This window comes from Saccharothrix deserti (assembly GCF_009769385.1).
Classification (GTDB): domain Bacteria; phylum Actinomycetota; class Actinomycetes; order Mycobacteriales; family Pseudonocardiaceae; genus Actinosynnema; species Actinosynnema deserti.
In genome coordinates this window covers 500,545-523,115 of record NZ_VKAB01000001.1, presented here as the reverse complement: position 1 = coordinate 523,115, position 22,571 = coordinate 500,545, and the positions used below count along the sequence as shown (strand labels likewise).

Here is a 22,571-nt window from a genome sequence, read left to right as displayed (position 1 = left end):
GGCGGGCACGGGGACTCGGTAAAGGGGACCGGGCTGGGTTTCTAGCTGCTGAACCTGCGTTGCACGCCCACGATGTGCGCCGGAGCGCGCCAGGGTTCCAGGCGTACGTAGTTGGCCTGACCCCAGTCCCAGGTCTCCCCGGACACCTCGTCGTGCGCGATCAGCCGCTCGTGCCAGTCGACGCCGAGCGCGGGCAGGTCCAACCAGACGGTGCCGTCCTGCGCGTTGTGCGGATCCAGGTTGATCACGACGACGACCGCGTCGCCGGTGCCCGGGTCCTGTTTGGAGTAAGCGATCAGCGCCGGGTTGTCGACGTGGTGGAACCGGAGTGTTCGCATCTGCTGCAACGCCGGGTGCGCCCGGCGGATCGCGTTCAGCTTGCGCAACCACGGTTCCAGCGACCGGCCCTCGGCCACCGCCGCCGCGTAGTCACGGGGGCGGAGCTGGTACTTCTCCGAGTTGAGGTACTCCTCGCTGCCCGGTCGGACAGCCTCGTGCTCGAACAGCTCGAAGCCCGAGTAGACACCCCAGGTCGGCGCCATCGTCGCCGCCAGGGCCGCGCGCAGAGCGAACATGCCCGGACCGCCGTGCTGGAGCGATTCGTGCAGGATGTCCGGGGTGTTCACGAACAGGTTGGGCCGCGCTTCGTCCCAGTGCTCGACCAGTTCGGTGCCGAACTCGGTCAGCTCCTCCTTGGTCGTGCGCCAGGTGAAGTAGGTGTAGCTCTGCGTGAAGCCGAGCTTGGCCAGGCCGTACAGCCTCGCCGGTCGGGTGAACGCCTCGCTGAGGAACAGCACGTCCGGGTGCCGGTCCTTGACCGCCCAGATCAGCCACGCCCAGAAGTCCGGCGGCTTGGTGTGCGGGTTGTCGACCCGGAAGATGCGCACCCCGTGGTCCACCCAGTGCAGGACGACGCGCAGCACCTCGTTGTAGATGCCCTGCGGGTCGTTGTCGAAGTTGACCGGGTAGATGTCCTGGTACTTCTTCGGCGGGTTCTCCGCGTACGCGATCGACCCGTCCGGGCGGGTGGTGAACCACTCCGGGTTCTTCAGCACCCACGGGTGGTCGGGGGCGCACTGGAGGGCCAGGTCGAGCGCCACTTCCAGGTCGAGCTCCCGGGCGCGGGCCACGAACGCGTCGAAGTCGTCGAGCGTGCCCAGCTCGGGGTGGATCGCGTCGTGCCCGCCCTCGTCCGCGCCGATGGCCCAGGTCGAGCCGGGGTCGTCCTCGGTGGCGGTGAGCGTGTTGTTCGGGCCCTTGCGGTTGATTCGGCCGATCGGGTGAATCGGGGGCAGGTAGGCGACGTCGAAGCCCATGGCCGCGATGCGGTCCAGCTCCCTGGCGGCGGTGACGAACGTGCCGTGCACCGGGACACCCGACTCGTCCAGGCCTCCCGTGCTGCGGGGGAAGAACTCGTACCAGGAGCCGAACGCCGCTCGCTTGCGGTCGACCCACACCTTGCGCGGCTTGCCCTTCGTGATCAGCTCGCGCACCGGGTGGTCGTGCATGATCTGGCGGACGTCGGTCGCCAGGGCGGGCGCGACCCGTTCGGCCAGGGGGCGGTGCTCGTCGCGCAACGCGTTCGCCGCGTTGACCAGGAGGGGCTTCTCCTTGCGCCGGTCCGGCCGCCGGCTCACGCGGTCGAGCAGACGTGCGCCGGTCTCCAGGTCGTTCGCCAGGTCCTCAGCGCCCTGACCTGCGGCGATCTTGACCTCGACGGTGTGCTCCCAGGTGGCCCACGGATCGCTCCAGGCGTCCACGCGGAAGGTCCACGCGCCTTCGACGTCGGGGACGATCGTGGCGGCCCAGCGGTCCAGGCCGACGCCGTGGGGGACCATGCGTGTTTGTCTCGCGACCCGGTCGTTCGGTCCCCGCCACGCGACCGTGGCGGCGACGGCGTCATGGCCCTCGCGCCACACCGTCGCCTCGACCGGAACGTGCTCGCCGACCACGGCTTTCGCCGGGTAGCGACCGCAGCTCACGGTCGGGGAGACATCGTCGATTCCGAGTCGTCCGCTCATCGGCAGCGCCCCTCTCACCTGGTGTGACGCGTGCACGGTCAAGTCTGCCCGCAGCGATCGGGTGCGCCGTCACCGGGGACTCCCACCTGGTGTTCCTACCCCTTCTGATTGGATTGCACACTTGGGGCGGCATCCGTCTCGCGATGGAAGAGCAGATTCTCAGGTAGTGATCGGCATCACCCTGGTGCCACGCCGGTACCGTTCGGGGGATGATCAGGCCGATCCGTCACTCGCTGTGGTGCACGCGGTCTCTGTCATGCCGGACGGATCGTCGCAGGTGATCGTGGCGACCGGGTTGTCGTTTCGAGTCCATCCGGTATCGAGCCGGGTACGTCGACGGCGTCGGCGGGGCGTTAACGTTGCGGAACGTGTACGGAAGAACACCTGTGAAGACGTCAGCCCAGGTGAGGCTGTATCGGTCCCTGCATCGGTTCGGGTGACCGTTGCTCCGCACCGCTGGATGGGGGATAAGGTCCGACGCCATGCGAGCACTTCGCCGGTTCACCGTCCGAGCCAGCCTGCCCGAGCCGTTGGCGGCCCTGGGCACTCTCGCCACGAACCTGCGGTGGACGTGGCACCAGCCCACCCAGGACCTGTTCGCGTCGGTCGACCCCGAGCTGTGGGCGGAGGGCGGCGACCCGCTGCGCCTGCTGTCCGTGGTCGCGCCCGAACGCCTCGACGCGCTGTCCCGTGACGAGCAGTTCCTCGCCCACGCCCGCGCGCTGGCCGACGACCTGCACCGCTACACCACCGGCCCCCGCTGGTTCCAGCGCCGCCAGGACGAGGTCCGGCAGCGCCGCGAGCACGGGAACCACGAGCTCCACCCCCTGCCGAACGCGATCGCCTACTTCTCCATGGAGTTCGGCGTCACCGAGGCGCTGCCGAACTACTCCGGCGGCCTCGGCGTGCTGGCGGGCGACCACCTCAAAGCCGCCTCCGACCTGGGCGTTCCGCTGATCGCGGTCGGTCTGCTCTACCGGTCCGGCTACTTCCGGCAGGCGTTGAGCCTGGACGGCTGGCAGATCGAGCACTACCCCGTCCTCGACCCGCGCGGCCTGCCGCTGGAACTGCTCACCGAGCCGTCCGGCGCGCCGATCCTGGTGCACGTCGCCATGCCGGGCGACCGCGTGCTGCGGGCCAAGATCTGGAAGGCGCAGGTCGGCCGCATCCCGCTGCTCCTGCTCGACTCCGACGTGGAGGAGAACGACGAGGACCTGCGCGGCGTCACCGACCGCCTCTACGGCGGCGACCAGGACCACCGCATCCGGCAGGAGATCCTGGCGGGCATCGGCGGCGTCCGGGCCGTGCGCACGTACTGCGACCTGACCGGCCACGCCTCGCCCGAGGTGTTCCACACCAACGAGGGCCACGCCGGCTTCCTCGGCCTGGAGCGCATCCGCGAGCTGGTCACCGGCGAGGGCCTGGACTTCGACCAGGCGCTGGCCGCGGTCCGCGCGGGCACGGTGTTCACCACGCACACGCCGGTCCCGGCCGGTATCGACCGGTTCCCGGTGGACCTGGTGCAGCACTACTTCGGCCCGGAGACGCTGCTGCCGGGCGTGAACACCCAGCGCATCCTCGCCCTCGGCGCGGAGGACAACCCCGGCCTGTTCAACATGGCGCACATGGGCCTGCGGCTCGCGCAGCGCGCGAACGGTGTGTCCAAGCTGCACGGCCGGGTCAGCCGGGACATGTTCCGCGGCCTGTGGCCGGGCTTCGACGCCGCCGAGGTGCCGATCGGCTCGGTCACCAACGGCGTGCACGGCCCGACCTGGGCGGCGACCGAGATGAGCAGGCTGCTGGGCGAGTCGGAGGACGACGGCGTCGGCCTGCGCGGGTTCGAGCCGGTCACCGACCAGCGGCTGTGGGAGCTGCGCAACGAGCTGCGCGCGAAGCTCGTCGACGAGGTCCGCCGCCGCACGCGCGCGTCGTGGTTGCAGCGCGGCGCGTCCGCGTTGGAGCTGGGCTGGACCGACTCGGTGTTCGACCCGGACGTGCTGACCGTCGGCTTCGCCCGCCGCGTGCCGACCTACAAGCGGCTCACGTTGATGCTGCGCGACCCGGAGCGCCTGCGCGCGATGCTGCTGCACCCGGAACGGCCGGTGCAGCTCGTCGTCGCGGGCAAGTCGCACCCGGCCGACGACGGCGGCAAGGCGTTGATCCAGCAGATCGTCCGGTACGCCGACGACGCGGGCGTGCGGCACCGGATCGTGTTCCTGCCCGACTACGACATGTCCATGGCCCGGTACCTGTACTGGGGCTGCGACGTGTGGCTGAACAACCCGATGCGCCCGCTGGAGGCCTGCGGCACGTCCGGCATGAAGTCGGCGCTGAACGGCGGGCTGAACCTGTCGATCCGCGACGGCTGGTGGGACGAGCTGTACGACGGCAGCAACGGCTGGGCCATCCCGACCGCCGACGGCATCAACGACCCGACCCGGCGTGACGACCTGGAGGCCGCCGCGCTGTACGACCTGCTCGGCAACCAGGTCGCGCCGCTGTTCTACGACCGCGGTGAGGACGGCGTGCCGACCCGGTGGCTGGCGATGGTCCGGCACACGCTGGCGTCGCTCGGCCCGGCCGTGCAGGCGTCGCGGATGGTGCGCGAGTACGTGGAGAACCTGTACGCGCCCGCCGCGTCGTCGGCCGCTTCCGTGGTCGGCGAGGGTTTCCGCGGCGCGAAGGAGCTGGCCGCGTACCGGCAGCGGCTGCGGGCGTCGTGGACGCGGGTGCGGGTGCTGGAGTCGGAGATGTCGCTGAACGGGTCGGCCACGCCGAAGCTCGGCTCGCCGGTGGGCGTGCGGGCGCGGATCGAGCTGGCCGGGCTGGAGCCGTCCGAAGTGGACGTGCAGGTGGCGCTGGGGCGGGTCGGCGACTCGGACGAGCTGTACGACGTGGTCACGCACGGGATGCAGTACGCGGGCAACGGGAACTACGAGATCGAGGTGCCGTTGCCGCACGCGGGCGCCGTGGGCTACACGGTGCGCGTGCTGCCGAGGCACGACCTGCTCGCGTCACCCGCTGAACTCGGCCGGGTCGTGCTGGCCGGTTGAACCGCCCGATCAGATGACCGCCGGGGTGGCCGGCGGTCATCTGAATCGTATTTGTCTTAACACTTCTGGACCGTTCTCTTCTGGCGGGTGAATTCGTGTCCTCCGCTGGTGGAAGGGTGTTTTCGGGCTTACGCTCCGTACGGTGAAGAAATTCGCGACAGTGGGTTCTTTGTTGGTCGTGCTGTTCGTCGCGGCGGTCGTCGCGGCGGTCGTCCCGGGCGCGACGGCGAAAGAAAACGCGGCGGAACCGCCCGTCGCGTGTGCCGGATTGGTCGCGCAGTTCGCGGACACCCTGAAGAAGGTGGTCGGCGCGCTGACCGCGGTGCCGCCCGTGCCCGCCGAGGGCGCACCCGCGCTGGGTGACGCCCTCGGCCTGCTGGCCGCGTTGCAGGACGCGAAGTGCCTGCCGAAGCCGCCGGTCAGCGCTCTGCCCGCGGAAGAGCAGGTGCTCGGGCCCGAGCTGTGCCTGTCCCACGTCATGGCGGTGTTCGCCGGCGTGTACAGCGTGTTGGGCAAGGTCGTGGTCGGGGCCGTGCCGCCCGATCCGACGAAACTGCGCAACGAGGTGTCCGCGGTGCTGAAAACCGTGCACGACATGGTGCAGAACTGCGGTCTGCCCGTGCCGCCCGGAGGTCTGCCGACCGTGCCGAACCCGCCTGCCTAGAAGGCAATTCGGGATTACCGCATTCCCTCTGGATCAGGAGATGTTGAGCCGGGCGCTGGTTTCCGCGACGCGGGGCATCCAGCCGGCCAATTCCTCCGCTTCGACCAGAGTCGCGCGGGCCGCCGCGTTGTCCCCGGCGGCCATCTGGGCCCGGGCGATCGTGGCCAGCGCGTCCGCCCGTGACAACCTGCCCTCGCTGGACTTCTTGGCCTGGGTGGCGAGGGTGAGCGCGGTGGCGTGGTCGTTCTCCAGCAGTGCGAGCTGGGCCAGCGTGCCGTTGCACCGGTAGCGCGGGTAGCCGAACTGCATCGCGCCGTCCGCCGCCCGTTTCGCCGCCGGCAGGCCGATGTCGGCGGGCAGTTGGCCGCCTTCGATGGCGTTGGCGGTGGAGCTGGCCATCTCCGCGAGCACGAACGCCATGTCGCGCGGGCCCAGGTCGGTGCGGGCGACCAGGCCGCTGACCGTGTGCAGCGCCTCGCCGTACTTGGCGCGCAACGTCAGCACGGCGACCCGTGCGCCGATCGCGACCAGCAGCGTGGGGTGGCGTTCGACCAGCTCGTCCGCGATCGCCTCGGCCCGGTCCAGGTCACCGACCTCCAGTGCGTCCGACACCTCGTTGACCAGCGGTGTCGCCTCGAACTCCGCCGCCGTTCGTCCGGAGACGCGGGGGAGTGCGAACACGAACCACCCCGGCGAGGTGGTGCCCGCGCCGCGTCGCGGCCACAGGCCGTTGACCAGTACCGCCGTGCCGGCGATCGCGAACCCACGCAGGAACGGCTGGTCCGCGTCCGACCAGACCAGCGCCCCGAGCCAGGCCACCACCACGGCCGCCGTGGACAGCACCACCGACGTGAGCCCGGTCAGCCACAGCCGACGGCGGACCGGCGCCTTGATCGACGACAGGCCCACCGAGAGGAGCAGCGGAACAGACCGCCACACGACCCGCAGGTGGGGCCGGTTCCACGTGCGCAGCTCACGCCCGATGCCGATCACGACCAACGGCACCCGCACCCGGAACACCGCCGCACCCAAGAGCAACCCGAGTTGCAGCAGGGCGAGAACGACCCAGGTGCCGCACGCGGCCCCGCCGAACGACGCCACGCTCGGCCGCCAGACCACCAGGACGACCAGGACCAACCCGGTCAGCACTTTCCACACGCCCTGCAGACGCGACCACCCACCCACCGGTTCCCCCACCCCGCGAACGTAGGACACACCGCCCGCGAACGTAGGACACACCGCCCGCGAACGTAGGACACACCGCCCGCGAACGTAGGACACACCGCCCGCGAACGTAGGACACACCGCCCGCGAACGTAGGACACACGGCGCCTGAGTGTTGGACTCTCGCGGGGTGGGGGTCAGGTGACTGGTGGGGTTGGGCCTGGGCGGATGGGGAGGCCGGCGGCGGCGTAGGCGCGGAAGCCGCCGATCAGGTCCGTTGCGTTGGGGAGGCCTACGCGTTGGAGGTCGCGGGCGGCGAGGCTGGAGGCGTAGCCCTCGTTGCACAGGACGACGACGGTGGTGTCGGCGGTGAAGCCGGGGATGCGGTGTTCGCCGTTCGGGTCCAGGCGCCACTCCAGGACGATGCGCTCGATCGGGATCGAGCCGGGGATCTCGCCCTCGGCGGCACGGTTGTGGTGCGGGCGGATGTCCACCACCAGCACGTCCGACAGGCCCGCCAGCTCGTGCGGCTCGACGCGGGTCAACGTCCGCCGCGCTTCCTCCAGCAACTGCTCGGCACTCACGGGCCCTCCTGGTCGGCCAGAACGCGCAGCTGCTCCAACGGCAGCCGCCGGGCGGGCAACGGCGAGATCTCCTGCGGGATGTCGGCCAGGCTCGGGTACTCACGCGTCGGCACCAACGGCGGCGAGTAGGCGTGCACGCTCGCCGCACCGACGACGCCCTGGTTGAGCACCTGGTGCGCACGCCCGGCCCCGAACCCCAAAGCACTGCCGACGGGGCGCAGCGCGCTGCGGATCGGTCCACCGGGATAGCGGTAGTCCTCCGCCAGCTCACCGGTCAGCACGGTGAACGAGCCCGCCGCCCCGCCGTGGTCGTGCGGCTCGGTGCCCTGACCGGGCAACCAGCTCAGCAGCCACAGCTCGACGCCCTCGGTCAGCCCGAGCCGCGCCCACCAGCGCCGGTCCGGGTCGAACTCGAGGATGTCCAGCAACGGGGTGGTCAGCTCGGAGGCGACGCTGGAGGTCAGCTCGCGCAGTTCGCGCGGCGTCAACAGGTCGCGTTCGGGGTGGATGAGGTCGCGCAGGAACGGCACGTCCAGCTTCGGGTGCAGGTGCAGCTCGGGGCGCGCGATGGTCGCGGTCACGGTGGGTCGCTCCTTGATGGCTACGGGTGGATTGCGGGGTAGCGATCAAGACGCGACGCGGTGTCGGTCGAACGAGGTGTGGTCTACCGGCCGCGTCGCGTCCGGCTACACCCGCACGACGCCACCAGCAGGAGGTCGATCGTGCGGTCACGCCAGGTCAGCAACGGACGGGCCACGCCGGCATGGTGGCACGAATCCGTGACCCGCGCACAGGCCTCTCACCCGGCAGGATTGCCTCGGTGGCCGACGCTTCGCACCCGGCACCCACCCGTGAAGACCGGTGAAGCCCCGATCAGTTCGGCACGCGGAGCAGCACCAGGGAGCGGGCTCCCATGACGAAGGTGGTGCCGGCGGCCAGGCTCTCCACCACCGCCGGTGAACCGTCCGGGGTGGTGGAGTCGATCGCCGGCTCGTACCGGCCGCCGTACTCCGCCGCCGGCAGGGTGACCTCGATCGGGTCCGCACCCGCGTGCAGGAGCAGCAGCCACGAGTCGTCGGACACCAGCTCGCCGTCACGCGAACGGGACAGGCTGTTCGAGCCGTCGATCCACATGCCCAGGAACCGGCGGCCCTCGTCGAACCAGTCGGTCTCGGCCATCTCCTCGCCGTCCGGCCGGAACCACACCAGGTCGGGCGCGCCGGACGCCGTGGTGCGGCCGTCGAAGAACTGCGGCTGCCGCAACGCGGGCGACGCGGCGCGCAGGGTGATCACCCGCCGGGCGAACGCCAGCATCGACTCGGCCTCGCCGGCGAGCTTCCAGTCCACCCACGACGTCTCGTTGTCCAGGCAGTACGCGTTGTTGTTGCCGCCCTGGGTGCGCCACTGCTCGTCACCCGCGGTCAGCATCGGGGTGCCGGTGGACAGCATCAGCGTGGCGAACAGGTTCCGCGCCTGCCGGGCACGCAGCTCCAGCACCGCCGGGTCGTCCGTCTCTCCTTCCACACCGCAGTTCCACGACCGGTTGTCGTTGGTGCCGTCGCGGTTGTCCTCGCCGTTGGCCAGGTTGTGCTTCTCGTTGTACGACACCAGGTCGCGCAGCGTGAACCCGTCGTGCGCGGTGACGAAGTTGATCGACTGCCACGGCCGCCGCAGGTCGTCCGAGTACAGGTCGGACGACCCGGACAGCCGGTACGCCAGGTCGCGCACGCTCGTCATGCCGCGCCAGAAGTCGCGCACGGTGTCGCGGTACCGGCCGTTCCACTCCGCCCACTGCACGCCGAAGTCGCCGACCCGGTAGCCGTCACCGGTCGCGTCCCACGGTTCCGCGATCAGCTTGCACCGCGACAGCACCGGGTCGGTGGTGATCGCGGTCAGCATCGCCGACGCCCGGTCGAACCGGCCGCCGCCCGGCCGGCCCAGCGTCGAGGCCAGGTCGAACCGGAACCCGTCCACGCCCATCTCGGTCGCCCAGTACCGCAGCGAGTCGGTCACCAGCCGCACGAACTGCGGCGAACCGGCCTCCGTGGTGTTGCCGCAGCCGGTGATGTCGAGCGTGCCGCCGCCCTCGATGTGCAGGTAGTAGCCGGGCGCGTCGAAGCCCCGGTAGCACAGCGTCGGACCCTCCGGCCCGCCCTCGCAGGTGTGGTTGAAGACCACGTCGATGATCACTTCGATGCCCACCGCGTGCAGCGCGGAGACCATCGTGCGGAACTCCTCCACCTCGTGGCCCGGCTCGCTGGCGTAACCGGGGTGCGGTGCGAAGTAGCTCAGCGGCGAGTAGCCCCAGTAGTTGTGCCTGCCCGCCCGGATCAGCGACGGCTCGTCCGTGAACGCGTGCACCGGCAGCAGCTCCACCGAGGTCACGCCGAGCCGCACCAGGTGCTCGACCACGGCCGGGTGCGCGAGCCCCAGGTAGGTGCCGCGCTGGTGCTCGGGCACGGCCGGGTGCTGCTTGGTGAACCCGCGCACGTGCAGCTCGTAGACCACCGCCTCCTCGAACGGCACGTCGGGCTTCACGCCGGTGTCCGGCCCGCCCGGCGAGGTGACCACGGACAGCGGCACGCTGCCCAGCGAGTCGACCGCGGACGGGCCGCCGAGCATCGGGTCGCCCACGTAGCCGAGCGCCGCGTCGAGGTTCGCGAGCGAACCGGTGATCCGCGTCGCATACGGGTCGACCAGGAGCTTCGCCGGGTTGCACCGCAGGCCGCGCGCCGGGTCGTACGGGCCGTGCACGCGGTAGCCGTAGCGCTGGCCGGGCGTGACGCCGGAGATCAGCCCGTGCCACACGCCGAACGTGCGCTCGGTCAGCTCGACCCGCTCCTCCGTGCCGTCTTCGCTGATCAGGCACACTTCGACGGCGTCGGCGGGCGGTGCCGAGACCGCGAAGCGCACACCTCCGGCCTCGGGGTGCGCCCCGAGGGGGAACGGTCGGCCCGCGAGGAGGATCGAGTCGGCAGCCATACCCCGGGATCTTTCCAGCCCGCACCGACAGTGTGGGGATGAGTGCGCCACGCCACTGCGAGGTCGCGTCGGTAGGTCGAGGCTCAACCCCGCGGCGACAACGCTTTTCGATCGTCGCGGGATCAGGGCTCGAACTGCCGACTTTCGGGCGACCTCGCTGCCGAGGCGGAGCCGAGGCAATGAAACACTGCCGCCGGGTTGGTGTCGATCGGGGCGAGGACAGCGTGGAAAACGAAGATCTGGTCATCCACATGCAGGGTGTTTCGGTTCGACGGGGCAAGACCACGCTGGTCGGGGACGTCGACTGGAGCGTGGAGCTGGACGAGCGCTGGGTCGTGCTCGGCCCCAACGGGGCGGGCAAGACGACGCTGCTCCGGCTGGCCGGCGCGGAGCTGCACCCGACCAAGGGCAAGGTGCACCTGCTCGGCGCGCGGATCGGCCGGACCGACATGGCCGAGCTGAAGACCCGCATCGGCCTGTCGTCGGCGGCGTTGAACGGGCGCGTCCCGGCCGACGAGAAGGTGGTCGACGTGGTGGTCAGCGCCGGGTACGCGGTGCTGGGCCGGTGGCGCGAGGAGTACGACCGGCTCGACACCGGCCGCGCCAAGGAGCTGCTGGCCTCGATGGGCATCGAGCACCTGGCCGACCGCACCTACGGCACGCTGTCCGAGGGCGAGCGCAAGCGCACGCTGATCGCCCGCGCGCTGATGACCGACCCCGAGATGCTGCTGCTGGACGAGCCCGCGGCGGGCCTGGACCTGGGTGGCCGCGAGGACCTGGTTGCCCGGCTCTCCGAGCTGGCGCTCGACCCGGACGCGCCGGCGACGGTGCTGGTCACGCACCACGTGGAGGAGATCCCGCCGGGTTTCACGCACGTGCTGCTGCTGCGTGACGGCGGCATCGTGGCGCAGGGTCTGCTGGACGACGTGCTCACCGAGGAGAACCTGTCCAAGACGTTCGACCAGCCGTTGGAGCTCCAACGGTCGGGTGACCGGTACTTCGCCCGACGCAAGGCTACCGAGGGGTAACCTGCGAGGCGCACCGACGGAGGTCGAGGAGGACCTGTGGCTGAGTTCGTGAGGCTCGAAGTCGAGGACGGGATCGGCACCATCCGGCTGGACCGCCCGCCGATGAACGCGCTGAACAGGCAGGTCCAGGAGGAGATCCGGTCCGCCGCGCTGGAGGCGTCCGACCGCGCCGACGTGTGGTCGGTGATCGTGTACGGCGGGCCGAAGGTGTTCGCGGCGGGCGCGGACATCAAGGAGATGGCCGAGCTGTCGTACGCCGAGATGGCGGCCCGCGCGGGCGCGTTCAGCTCCGCGTTGCGCGCGGTGGAGGAGATCCCCAAGCCGACCGTGGCGGCCATCACCGGGTACGCGCTGGGCGGCGGCTTCGAGCTGGCGCTGTGCGCGGACCGGCGGATCGCGGGCGACAACGCCAAGGTCGGCCAGCCGGAGACCCTGCTCGGCGTCATCCCCGGCATGGGCGGCACGCAGCGCCTGCCGCGGTTGATCGGCCCGAGCAAGGCCAAGGACCTGATCTACACCGGCCGGTTCGTGGGCGCCGAGGAGGCGTTGCGGATCGGCATGGTGGACGAGGTCGTCGCGCCCGACGACGTGTACGAGGCGGCCAAGCGGTGGGCCGGCCAGTTCGTCAACGGCCCGGTGCGCGCGTACGCCGCCGCGAAGGCCGCGATCGACGGCGGGCTGGACACCGACCTGGGCAGTGGGCTGAAACTGGAGAGCCAGCTGTTCGCGGCGATGTTCGCCACCGAGGACCAGAAGACCGGTATGGCATCGTTCATCGAGAACGGGCCGGGGAAGGCGAAGTTCAGTGGCCGTTGATTCCGCCCATCCTGTAGATCCACAGTCGACCCGTCCAGTCGATCCCAAGCCCCACCCGCACGCCACGGCCGAGGAAGTCCAGGCGGCGTACTCCGACCCGAAGCTCGCCAACGTGCTCTACCACGACTGGGAAGCGGACACGTACGACGAGAAGTGGTCGATCTCGTACGACGAGCGCTGCATCACCTACGCCACCGACCGGTTCCGCGCGGTCGCGGGTGACGTCGGGCCGTACGAGCACGCGTTGGAGCTGGGCTGCGGCACCGGGTTCTTCCTGCTCAACCTGATGCAGGGCGACGTGATCCGGCGCGGGTCGGTGACCGACCTGTCGCCGGGCATGGTCGAGGTGGCGTTGCGCAACGCGAAGCAGCTGGACCTGCCGGTCGACGGCCGGGTAGCCGACGCCGAGCGCATCCCGTACGACGACGACACGTTCGACCTGGTGGTCGGGCACGCGGTGCTGCACCACATCCCGGACGTGGCCGCCGCGATGCGCGAGGTGCTGCGGGTGCTCAAGCCGGGCGGGAGGTTCGTGTTCGCCGGCGACCCGACGAACGTGGGCAACTTCTACGCCCGCAAGCTCGGCCAGTTGACGTGGTGGCTGACCACGAACGTCACCAAGCTCGGCCCGCTGAACGACTGGCGCCGGCCGCAGGAGGAACTGGACGAGTCGTCACGCGCGGCGGCGCTCGAAGCCGTGGTCGACCTGCACACGTTCGACCCGTCGGACCTGGAGCGGACGGCGCGCTCGGCCGGTGCGGTCGGCGTGCGGGCGGTGACCGAGGAGCTGTCGGCGGCGTTGTTCGGCTGGCCGGTGCGCACGTTCGAGGCCGCCGTGCCGCGCGGGAAGCTGGGCTTCGGCTGGGCGATGTTCGCCTACCGGACCTGGCAGCGGCTGTCCTGGGTGGACGAGAATGTGCTGACCAAGGTCCTGCCGCGGGAAGTCTTCTACAACGTCTCGGTGACGGGTCGCAAGCCGGTCTAGTGGGATACGCGTTCAGCCTCGACGACGTGGCGTACCTGCGTTCTGACGCAGGGTCCGCCGCGTTGTCGGCGTTGGCCGACCTGCCGTTGACGCCCGCGTCGCGGCTCTCCGACGTGAAGCTCGCGAAGCAGGTCTCCCCGGCGCACTTCGCGGCCGTGTTGGAGACGGTGCTGTTGCGGCGCAAGGCCGCTGCGAAGGTGCGTTTCACGGACGGCCTCTTCACGTCCGACGCCTTGCAGCAGGCCACGCCGCACGCGGTGGCCGCGCACCGGGCCCGTCGGTTCACCGGACCGGCGCACGACGTGACGTGCTCGATCGGCGCGGACCTGGCGGCGTTGCCCGAGGGGTCGATCGGGTCGGACCTCGACCCGGTGCGGCTGGCCATGGCCCGGCACAACCTCGGTGACGCGGTGCCGCTGGTGCGGGCGGACGCGTTGCGGCCGGTGTCGCGCGGCACGGCGGTGGTCGCTGACCCGGCGCGACGGGACGCGACGGGGCGGCGGACGTGGTACCCGGCGGACTTCGCGCCGCCGTTGGACCTGCTCGCCCAGGCCTACGCCGACCGCGACCTGGCGGTGAAGTGCGCGCCGGGCGTGGACTTCGCGGTCGCGCCGTGGGCGGACGAGGTCGAGCTGGTGTCGTTGGACGGGCAGGTGCGCGAGGCGTGCCTGTGGACGCGCGGCCTGGCCACGCCGGGTGTGTCGCGGCGCGCGACCGTGCTGCGGTCCGACGGCGCGGAGTGGACGATCACCTCCGCCGAACCGGACGACTGCCCGGTGCGCGAGCCCGACGAGTGGCTGGTCGACCCGGACGGCGCGGTGGTGCGGGCCGGGCTGGTTCGGCACTACGCGGCCCGGCACGGGCTGGCGCAGCTGGACGAGCGGATCGCCTACCTGACCGGTCCGACGCCGCCGCCGGGCGTGCGGGCGTTCCGGGTCGTGGAGCACGGGCACTACAGCGAGAAGACGTTGCGGTCCGTGCTGCGCGCCCACGACGTCGGCAGGGTGGAGATCCTGGTGCGCGGTCTGGACGTGGACCCGAACGCGCTGCGGCCGAGGCTGAAGCTGTCCGGTGCGGGCGAGGCGACCGTGGCGCTGACCAGGATCGGCCGCCGCCCGGTCTACCTCCTCGCCCACGCCGAGCGCACCCGGGCTTCCTGAACGGCCGGATCAGCGGCCCACGGGCAGGTGTCGGGCGCGGCGTTGCACCAGCAGCACGCTGACCACGATCGGCACGGTGAGCAGCACCGCGCCGAGCATCCCGACGCGCAGCCCGACCGTCTCCGCGACCAGGCCCATCAGCGGCGGGTAGAGCACCGAGCCGGAGACGCCCGCCGCCGACAGGGCGCCGCTCATCCGGTTCACCCGGTCCGGGAAGAGGCCGCCGCCGAGCGCCATGATCATCGGGTAGACCGGGCCGTAGCAGACGCCGACCAGGCCGAACAGCACGATCCGCTCGACCGTCCCGGTCATCGCGAGCGCCGCCAGCAGCAAGACGCCCGACGCGATCACGCACAGGTAGGTGAAGGTGTAGTAGCTCATCCGCTCGACGAACCAGTCCGCGCCGAGCCTGCCGGTCGCCAACCCCGCCCAGAACACCGACAGCACGAGCGTCGCCTCGGCCACCGTGCCGGTGTCGAGCAGCCGCACCACCCAGTTCGACACCGAGAGTTCCGCCGCCACGTACAGGTTGATGCCGACGGCCAGACCCGCGAACGGGATCAGGCTGCCCGCGATGCGCAGCCCCCGCGCGTCCCGGTGCGTGGAGGCCCCGCGGTCACCGTCCTTGCCCGAGGGCATCGACCCGGTGAGCATCACGGCGGCGACGGTCGCACCGGCCACCGCCGTGCCGACGAGGATCGGGCGCCAACCGACGTCCACGAGGGAGAGACCGCCCACGGCGAGCGGGCCGACGAACGCGCCCACCGCCAGGTACAGGTGCAGCCGGTTCATCGCCCGCCCGCGTTCGTCGCGGTGCAGGTCGAGGAAGAGGCCGTTGATACCGCCTTCCAGGATGCCGGTGGCCCAGTAGCTCGGCGCGGCGGCGACCACGAGCAGCGTCCAGTCCTGGCAGGCCACCATCAGCGCGAGGCTCACCGGGTAGGCGATCAGGGCGGCGCCGAGCACGACCGGCCGGCCGAACCGGTCCACCAGGTAGCCGCTGGTGACCGCGCCGAGCGTGTAGAGGAGGGCGCCGACCAGCAGGAGGAGCCCGAAGTCCGCGTCGCCGCGCCCGAAATCGGTCAACAGTGACCGCACCAGCGACGGCAGCAGGACCAGGTTCCAGCCCATCAGGAAGAAGACCGCGTACACCGCCACCTTGAGCCTGCCGCGGCGCGGCGTCGTGCCCGCCGTCGCGCTCTCCAACGTCGTGTCCTCCGCCGTCGTGTCTTCCACCGGCTCCCCCTTCATCCGTTACCCCGAACCCCGCCGACGAGGCCGGCCAGTTCCGCGTGCAGGGCCGCGTCCGACGCCGCCAGCACCGTCGTGCTCGTGTGGTCGACCTCGCCACCGGCCAGCGTGGTGGCCCGCCCACCGGCTTCCCGGACGGCCAGCGACCCGGCTGCGTAGTCCCACGGCCCGCCGTCGATCTCCACGAACGCCGACAGCCCGCCGCACGCCACCGAGGCCAGGGCCGCCGCGCCGCACCCCGACATGCGGATCTCGGCGCCGTGGTCCCACACGGCGTGCAGCAGCGCACGGGCTTCGTCGCGCAGCGGCGGCGCGGAGGCGCTGAGCCCGACCGCCGGTGTCGCCACCGACGCCCGGCCGCCCGCCACGAGCCGCTGCCCGTCCGACCACGCGCCACCACCGCGTTCCGCGAGGACAGTGGTGCCCGCGAGAGGGTCGTGGAACCCGCCGACGACCACCTCGCCGCGCACCACCAACGCCATCGTCACACCCCAGGGGCGCAATCCGCGCACGTAATTCCCCGTGCCGTCCAGCGGGTCGACCAGCCAGACGCGGTCCGGGTCACCGGTGAGCGCGCCGGACTCCTCGGCGAGGACGGCGTCGTGCGGGAACCGTCCCCGCAGCGCGCGCAGGATCAGGGCCTCCGAGCCGTGGTCCGCGGCGGTGACCAGGTCGCTGCCGTGTTTGCGCGCCGCCGACGAGGCGCTGCCCGCCTGCATGGCCAGCAGCAGCCGGCCCGCGTCGCGCAGCACCTCGTCGACGAACTCGATCACCCCCATGTGCGGCTCTGCCCGGCGGACCGGACCAGGTCGCCGCGGTCGAGGCGGTCGAAGAACTCCGCCAGGATCGCGTTGTCCTCGTAGCCCAGCGCGTGCGCGGCGACCTCCGCCCTGGTGAACCACTTCAGGCGCTGCCCCTCGGTGAGCACCACCCGGTCGAGGTCCAGGTCCACCTCGGTCCAGAACGTGTGCTCGACGCCGTATGCCCGCTCGGCCGAGACGAGCGGGCGCACCGCCCCTGGTTCGAGCAGCACGCCCATCTCCTCCTCGATCTCACGCCTGATGCACTCGTGCGGCTGTTCGCCCGCTTCGAGGTAGCCGCCCGGCAGGCACCACGTGTTCGGGAACTTGATGGTGGGCTTGTCGTCACGGAGGTACAGCAGCACCTCGTCCGCGGAGTTGACCATCACGATGTTGGTGCCCTCGTCCATGCGTGCCCCCATCAGGCGGTTCGGGTGTAGGCGAGCGCGACCTTGCGCACCGCTCGCACGACGTCCTCGACGTCCTGGCCGGTCATCTTCGGGTACAGCGGCAACGAGATGATCCGCTCGGAGACGTCCGCGGCGACCGGCAGCGCGTCGGGCGTCATGCCCAACGCGTCGCGGTAGTACGGCTGGAGGTGCATCGACCTGAAGTGCACGCCCGTGCCGATGCCCTCCTCCCGCAGGGCGACCATGAACTCGTCGCGGGTCACCGTGAGCGCGTCGAGGTCCAGCCGCACGACGTACAGGTGGTGCGAGTGCGTGCCGAACCCGCGGCGCGCCAACGGCCGCAGGGCGGCGAGGTCGGCGAACTCCGCCTCGTCACCGGGGCCGATGCCCAGCGCGGCGAGGCCGACGTGCAGCGCGCCGGTGCAGGAGTTCATCGCGATGGCGTGCCGCACGCCCAGGTACTCGGCGCACAGGGCCTCGAACCGCTTCGTCTTCGGACCCGTGGTGAGCCAGCCGGACCGCAGCGTGTCCAGGACCTCCTGCTCCTCCTCGCGCCCGATCAGGGGCAACGCGAACGGCAGGAACGTGCGGCGCACCTGCTCGCCGCCCTCACGCGCCGGTTTCGCCACCACCGCCTTGAGCGAGGCCACCGTGGAGTACCGGGGGTCGTCGGTCGCGACGACCTCGGCGCTCAGCGCCCGGTACAGCTCGTCGACACCCCGTTCGACGGTCATCACCGGCCGGAAACCGGTGAGCCCGGCGAACTTGTCCTGGCTCACCCGGTAGCTCCGCCGGTCCAGGCCGTCTTCCCGGATGTCCAGGGGCACGCCGCCGAGCCGTTCGCTCACCCGCTCGGCGAGGTCGCCGACGGTGACGTTCTCGCCGACCACGTTGAACGCGTCACCCAGCGGGATGTCCTCCAACGGGAGGTCCACGCACCGCACGTACGCCGCGGCGGCGTCGCGCACGTGCAGCAGCGGTCGCCACTGGCCGCCGCCGTGCACCTGGATGGGCTTGCCGGAGACCGCGTGGGACACCATCCGGTTCACCACGAGGTCCAGGCGCATTCTCGGCGAGACGCCGAACAGCGTCGCCATGCGCAGCGAGATCACCCGGAACTTCTCCGTGGCGAGCTCGTTCAGGGCGTTCTCGGTCGCCTGTTTCGTCGACGCGTAGACGGTGAGCGGTCGCTGTTCCGCCGACTCGTCCAGCACGTTGTCGCCGCCCGCGCCGTACACGCTGCACGACGACGCGAACACGAACCTGCTCACGCCCTCGTCGGCGGCGAGTTCGGCCAGCCGGATGGTGGCGTCCTGGTTGACCTCCACGGTCCAGTTCGGCGCCAGGTCGCCCGCCGGGTCGTTGCTGATCGCGGCGAGCGAGATCACCGTGTCCACCCCGACGAGGTCCGCCGCGGAGATGTCGCGGACGTCGCAGCGCCTGATCTCCAGGCCGGGCGCTCCGCTCACCCGGTTCAGCGGGTGGTCGCCGAAGTAGAACTTGTCGACCGCGACCACGTGGTGGCCGGCTTTCAGCAGCACGGGCAACAACACCGAGCCGAGGTAACCCCCGGCGCCCGTGACCATGATCCTCTTGCCGTCGTTCATTCATCCCCCAATGAATGTGTGACGTCCGGTGCGCACCGGCGTCACGAACCCGCCGTAGTGCCAAAGGCAGCCTGGAACAACTGCCCTTCAGCGGTGTCGTTAAGGGGACGGCCCACCGTGCCCAGATGCGTTTCGTGGTGCGGGTTCACTCGATAGTGTTCGGGGCTTGCAGCCGGGCGAAGATGAATTCCCGCAGCCCGTCCAGATCCGCGTCCAACGCGATGTCGAGCGTCTTGGGATTGCTCACCTCCAGGCGCTGGTCGACCACGAGCGCGCCCCGGTTGGGCCCGTAGGAGCAGTCCACGTCCACCGGGAAGCCGGTGGCGCGCAGGATGCCGGGCCGGACCGCCTCGGCCACCGCGACCGCGTCGTGCACCGCCATGCCGTCCCAGCCCAGGAACCGGCGGTAGGTGGCCAGGTAGTCGGGGGTGAGCCCGACCAGCGTGGCGTTGACCGCGGACTTCTGCGCCAGGGTGGTCAACCACTCCGCGCTGACCGCGCACCGGCGGGTCAGGTCCATCGGCACGAGCGTGGTCGGCACGTCCTCCTCGACCAGCACGCGGCGGGCGGCTTCCGGGTCGCTCCACACGTTGAACTCGGCGGTGGCCGTGACGTTGCCGCCGTTCACACCGCCGCCCATGACGACGAGCCGGCCGATCTTGGGCTTGAGGTACGGGTGGGCGGCCAGCAGCAACGCGATGTTCGTGAGCGGGCCGATGGGGACGATCGTGACGGGCCGGTCGGCCTGTTCGAGCAGTTCGCGCATCAGGGTCACGGCGTCGCGCCGGTCCGGGCCGCGGGTGGCTTCCGGGAGCGTGTGGGCGTAGCCGGAGAGGCCGTCCGAGCCGTGCGCGCTGGACAGGTGCGGGTGGGGGTGGATCAACGGCCGGGACGCGCCGACGCCGACCGGCACGTCCTCGCGGCCCAGGAGTGCCAGCAGGCGCAGGGCGTTGCGGGTGGTGTCCTCCAGCGAGACGTTGCCGAAGACGGTGGTCACCCCGATCAGTTCGACCTCGGGGCTGGCGACGGCGAGCGCGAGGGCGAAGGCGTCGTCCACGCCGGGATCGGTGTCGATGATGAGAGGAGTCACGCTCACCATCCTGGTCGAGTGGTGGCGGTGCGGGTGACAGAGGTTAGGAGCGGGCAGCTGCTACCCGCGAGGTCGCCGTCGATCGTTCGCGACTCATTTCCCGGCGATCACGCTTTTCGATCGTCGGGAAATCAGGCGCGAGCGGTCGACCTCCCGGGCGACCGAGCCGCCGTCTGCGGAGCAGCGGCCATGTCACAGTTAGAGTGCCCGCGTGACGAGCATGTGGGGTGCCCCGGTGTGGACCAGGTGGCGCAGGTCGCGTCGGGACCCGGCACAGGCGCGGTTTCTCACGGTGGCGTCGTTGCGCTGGGTGCTGAGGCACAGGGCGTACACGCCGTGGTACCTGGTGCGGTACTGGCGGCTGCTGCGGTTCCGGATCGCGAACCCGCACGTGGTGCTGCGCGGCATGGTGTTCCTGGGCAAGCACGTCGACCTGCACTGCCGCCCCGGCTACGGCCGGCTGGAGATCGGGCGCTGGGTGCACATCGGCGACGGCAACGCCATCCGCTGCCACGAGGGTTCGCTGCGGATCGGCGACAAGGCCGTGTTCGGCAAGGACAACACGGTGAACTGCTACCTGGACGTGGAGATCGGCGCGGCCACGTTGATCGCCGACTGGGTCTACATCTGCGATTTCGACCACGTGACGGCCGACATCACCCTGCCGATCAAGGACCAGGGCATCGTGAAGTCGCCGGTGCGCATCGGGCCGGACTGCTGGCTGGGCACGAAGGTCACCGTCACGCGCGGCACGCGGATCGGGCGCGGGTGCGTGGTCGGCGCGCACGCCGTGGTGCGCGGTGACGTGCCGGACTTCAAGATCGCCGTGGGCATCCCGGCACGGGTCGTCAAGGACCGCCGCGAGGACTACGAGGCGGACGCCGTGCGCCGTGCCGCCGTCGTCGACATGGCCCGCAAGGCGCGGGAAGCCCTGGAGCGGTCGCAGAACGGGTCTTAGAACGGCGTCAGACGGGTTGCAGCTCCTCGCCCGCCTTCTTGTCGTACGCCTGCTGCGCGGTGCGGATGTCGTCGATGTGCGACTCCGCCCACGTCCTGATCCCGTCCATCAGCCCGGCCACGTCCCTGCCCAGCGGCGTGAGGCTGTACTCGACGCGCGGCGGGACGCTGGGGTAGACGGCGCGGTGCACGAGACCCGCCCGTTCCAGGTCCCGCAGGGTCTGGGTGAGCATCTTCTGGGTGATGCCGTCGAGGCGGCGGCGGAGTTCGCCGAAGCGCAACGTGCCCGGCCGCAACGCGCCCACGACCAGGCACACCCACTTGTTGGTGAGCAGGTCGAGAACCGCTCGTGACGCGCAGCCACGGAGGAAGGCGTCCGCGCCGCCGTGAGCGCGCAGGTCCGGAACGGTATACATGAGGTACCTAGATACCATCTAGGTGCCTTCTTCACAACAGGTACCACTCACCGTGATCCTTTGACCATGACGAACGAGATGCGAGCGGTGATGGTCGAAGCCTTCGGCGAGCCGGAGGTCATGCGGGTGGTGGACGTCGCGCGACCGGAGCCCGCGTCGGACGAGATCCTGGTCGAGGTGCGCGCCGCCGGCGTGAACCCGGCCGACTGGAAGGTCCGGCGGAACGGCTACTGGCTGACCGCGCCGTGGGTGCCGGGCTGGGACGTGTCCGGCGTGGTGGTGTCGGTGCCGGCCGGGGAGAACCGGTTCGCGGTCGGCGACGAGGTGTTCGGCATGCCCCACTTCCCGCGCCCGGCCGGCGCGTACGCCGAGTACGTGGCCGCGCCCGCCCGGCACTTCGCCCGCAAGCCGGCCACTGTCGATCACGTCCAGGCGGCCGCCCTGCCGATGGCCGCGCTCACCGCGTGGCAGGCCCTCACCGAGGCCGCCGACATCAAGTCGGGTGACCGCGTGCTCATCCACGCCGCCGCCGGTGGCGTCGGGCACCTCGCCGTGCAGATCGCGAAGACGCTCGGGGCGTGGGTGATCGGCACGGCGAGTGCGGGCAAGCACGACTTGTTGCGGGAGCTGGGCGCCGACGAGTTGGTGGACTACAGGACGGCCGACTTCGGTGACCTGAGGGAGGTCGACGTGGTGATCGACCTGATCGGCGGTGACGACTACGAGAGCCGTTCGATGCGGGTCCTCAAGCCCGGTGGGCTGTACATCGGTATGACCAACCCCGGTGCGCTCCCCGACCTCCAGGCCGCTGCCGAGAAGCTGGGCGTCCGCGCCGCCACGGTGTTCGTGGCCCCGGACCACGCCGTTCTGGAGCGCGTGGCCGAGCTGGTGGAGCGCGGCGAGGTGAAGGTCCTCATCGCCGAGACGTTCCCGCTGGAGGACGTCGTCAAGGCGCACGAGTTGGGTGAGTCCAACCGCACCACCGGCAAGATCGTGCTCACCGTCTGAGGCCGCGGACCACCAGGTCCACGGTGGCGACGAGGAAGTCGTCGCCGACCGGCCGGCCGGTCACCAGCAGGTGGAAGTAGGGCGGCCCGAGCACCGCCTCGATCACGTGCTCCGGGTCGACCGGGTCGATCTCGCCGCGTTCCACGGCACGCCGGACCACTTCAGCGTCCACGGCCAGGCGTTCGGCCCAGAACGTCCGGCTGATGGCGGCCACCGCCTCGTCGTGCGGGGACAGCGCGACGGCCACTCGCACCATGGCCTGCACTTCCACCGTGGTCAGGTTGCGGATCGCGTCCCGGACCAGGGCCAGCAGGTCGCCACGCAGCTCCCCGGTGTCCGGGATGGGCACCTCGGTGGTCGCTCGGGCGCGGATGGCGTCGAGCAACAGGGCCTCCCGCGTACCCCACCGGCGGTAGAGGGTCGTCTTGTTGACGCCCGCCCGTTTGGCCACGCCTTCCAGGCTCGTGCCGTGGTAGCCGACCGCCGCCAACTCGGCGAGGCCGGCTTCCAGCACGGCGGCGCGTACTTGGGCGCTGCGACCACCGGGGCGACGGCGTGGCTCGGACACGGCGAGG

General features: G+C 71.0%; 20 protein-coding genes. 8 read left to right on the top strand and 12 right to left on the bottom strand.

The window, feature by feature from the left end; translation table 11 throughout:
• Nucleotides 1-41: 41 nt before the first annotated feature.
• Nucleotides 42-2,021 carry an alpha-1,4-glucan--maltose-1-phosphate maltosyltransferase gene (locus FM051_RS13995; RefSeq protein WP_158843344.1) on the bottom strand — a complete coding sequence of 660 codons (1,980 nt, stop codon included), beginning with the start codon at nt 2,019-2,021 and terminating at the stop codon, nt 42-44.
• Nucleotides 2,022-2,503: 482 nt separating this feature from the next.
• Here FM051_RS13995 and glgP point away from each other — a divergent pair, with 482 nt between their 5' ends.
• Both glgP and FM051_RS13985 read left to right on the top strand, forming a co-directional pair.
• Nucleotides 2,504-5,074, top strand: coding sequence for an alpha-glucan family phosphorylase (gene glgP, locus FM051_RS13990; RefSeq protein WP_158843343.1), 2,571 nt, complete (start codon nt 2,504-2,506; stop codon nt 5,072-5,074).
• A gap of 142 nt (nt 5,075-5,216) precedes the next feature.
• Nucleotides 5,217-5,738, top strand: a complete 522-nt coding sequence (locus FM051_RS13985; RefSeq protein WP_158843342.1) for a hypothetical protein — start codon at nt 5,217-5,219, stop codon at nt 5,736-5,738.
• A gap of 33 nt (nt 5,739-5,771) precedes the next feature.
• Here the strand turns inward: FM051_RS13985 and FM051_RS13980 are convergent, their stop codons facing one another.
• The 4 genes from FM051_RS13980 to glgX form a co-directional block, all read right to left on the bottom strand.
• Complete coding sequence (locus FM051_RS13980; protein WP_238412366.1) at nt 5,772-6,935, bottom strand: tetratricopeptide repeat protein; 1,164 nt, start codon at nt 6,933-6,935, stop codon at nt 5,772-5,774.
• A gap of 164 nt (nt 6,936-7,099) precedes the next feature.
• Nucleotides 7,100-7,486, bottom strand: coding sequence for a rhodanese-like domain-containing protein (locus FM051_RS13975; protein ID WP_158843341.1), 387 nt, complete (start codon nt 7,484-7,486; stop codon nt 7,100-7,102).
• The gene (locus tag FM051_RS13970) at nt 7,483-8,067 is read right to left on the bottom strand and encodes a cysteine dioxygenase (RefSeq protein ID WP_158843340.1); all 585 of its coding nucleotides are present in this window, start codon (nt 8,065-8,067) and stop codon (nt 7,483-7,485) included. The genes FM051_RS13975 and FM051_RS13970 overlap by 4 nt, the downstream gene beginning before the upstream one ends.
• Nucleotides 8,068-8,359: 292 nt before the next feature.
• Complete coding sequence (glgX, locus tag FM051_RS13965) at nt 8,360-10,468, bottom strand: glycogen debranching protein GlgX (protein ID WP_158843339.1); 2,109 nt, start codon at nt 10,466-10,468, stop codon at nt 8,360-8,362.
• 251 nt (nt 10,469-10,719) lie between these two features.
• On the opposite strand from glgX, the gene FM051_RS13960 reads away from it, so the two are divergent.
• Genes FM051_RS13960 through FM051_RS13945 form a run of 4 tightly spaced genes read left to right on the top strand, consistent with a single transcriptional unit; the run spans nt 10,720 to nt 14,457 of the window.
• Nucleotides 10,720-11,496, top strand: a complete 777-nt coding sequence (locus tag FM051_RS13960) for an ABC transporter ATP-binding protein (RefSeq protein WP_420803598.1) — start codon at nt 10,720-10,722, stop codon at nt 11,494-11,496.
• A gap of 36 nt (nt 11,497-11,532) precedes the next feature.
• The gene (locus tag FM051_RS13955) at nt 11,533-12,312 is read left to right on the top strand and encodes an enoyl-CoA hydratase/isomerase family protein (protein WP_158843337.1); all 780 of its coding nucleotides are present in this window, start codon (nt 11,533-11,535) and stop codon (nt 12,310-12,312) included.
• Nucleotides 12,302-13,297, top strand: coding sequence for a class I SAM-dependent methyltransferase (locus tag FM051_RS13950; RefSeq protein WP_158843336.1), 996 nt, complete (start codon nt 12,302-12,304; stop codon nt 13,295-13,297). The genes FM051_RS13955 and FM051_RS13950 overlap by 11 nt, the downstream gene beginning before the upstream one ends.
• A complete protein-coding gene (locus FM051_RS13945; protein WP_158843335.1) occupies nt 13,297-14,457 on the top strand; it encodes a THUMP-like domain-containing protein in 1,161 nt (386 codons plus the stop codon). Before FM051_RS13950 ends, FM051_RS13945 begins: the two co-directional genes overlap by 1 nt.
• Nucleotides 14,458-14,466: 9 nt before the next feature.
• Here the strand turns inward: FM051_RS13945 and FM051_RS13940 are convergent, their stop codons facing one another.
• From FM051_RS13940 to FM051_RS13920, 5 genes are all read right to left on the bottom strand, one after another.
• Nucleotides 14,467-15,693, bottom strand: a complete 1,227-nt coding sequence (locus FM051_RS13940) for an MFS transporter (protein WP_158843334.1) — start codon at nt 15,691-15,693, stop codon at nt 14,467-14,469.
• Between the two features lie 11 nt (nt 15,694-15,704).
• Nucleotides 15,705-16,487 carry an inositol monophosphatase family protein gene (locus FM051_RS13935; RefSeq protein ID WP_158843333.1) on the bottom strand — a complete coding sequence of 261 codons (783 nt, stop codon included), beginning with the start codon at nt 16,485-16,487 and terminating at the stop codon, nt 15,705-15,707.
• On the bottom strand, nt 16,478-16,918 hold the full coding sequence (locus FM051_RS13930) for an NUDIX domain-containing protein (RefSeq protein ID WP_158843332.1): 441 nt from the start codon (nt 16,916-16,918) through the stop codon (nt 16,478-16,480). The genes FM051_RS13935 and FM051_RS13930 overlap by 10 nt, the downstream gene beginning before the upstream one ends.
• An 11-nt stretch (nt 16,919-16,929) precedes the next feature.
• Entirely contained in the window at nt 16,930-18,525 is a 1,596-nt protein-coding gene (locus FM051_RS13925) for a DegT/DnrJ/EryC1/StrS family aminotransferase (RefSeq protein ID WP_158843331.1), read from the bottom strand.
• Between the two features lie 145 nt (nt 18,526-18,670).
• Nucleotides 18,671-19,624 carry a nucleoside hydrolase gene (locus FM051_RS13920; RefSeq protein ID WP_158843330.1) on the bottom strand — a complete coding sequence of 318 codons (954 nt, stop codon included), beginning with the start codon at nt 19,622-19,624 and terminating at the stop codon, nt 18,671-18,673.
• A 202-nt stretch (nt 19,625-19,826) separates the two neighbouring features.
• On the opposite strand from FM051_RS13920, the gene FM051_RS13915 reads away from it, so the two are divergent.
• Nucleotides 19,827-20,573 (top strand): acyltransferase, encoded by a 747-nt coding sequence (locus FM051_RS13915; RefSeq protein WP_158843329.1) that lies wholly within the window; start codon nt 19,827-19,829, stop codon nt 20,571-20,573.
• Nucleotides 20,574-20,580: 7 nt separating this feature from the next.
• Here FM051_RS13915 and FM051_RS13910 read toward each other — a convergent pair whose 3' ends face one another.
• Complete coding sequence (locus tag FM051_RS13910) at nt 20,581-20,988, bottom strand: winged helix-turn-helix transcriptional regulator (RefSeq protein ID WP_158843328.1); 408 nt, start codon at nt 20,986-20,988, stop codon at nt 20,581-20,583.
• 66 nt (nt 20,989-21,054) lie between these two features.
• Between FM051_RS13910 and FM051_RS13905 the strand changes: the two genes are divergently transcribed.
• On the top strand, nt 21,055-21,996 hold the full coding sequence (locus tag FM051_RS13905) for an NADP-dependent oxidoreductase (protein ID WP_158843327.1): 942 nt from the start codon (nt 21,055-21,057) through the stop codon (nt 21,994-21,996).
• Here the strand turns inward: FM051_RS13905 and FM051_RS13900 are convergent.
• A complete protein-coding gene (locus FM051_RS13900; protein WP_158843326.1) occupies nt 21,986-22,564 on the bottom strand; it encodes a TetR/AcrR family transcriptional regulator in 579 nt (192 codons plus the stop codon). The genes FM051_RS13905 and FM051_RS13900 overlap by 11 nt on opposite strands.
• Nucleotides 22,565-22,571: the final 7 nt, after the last annotated feature.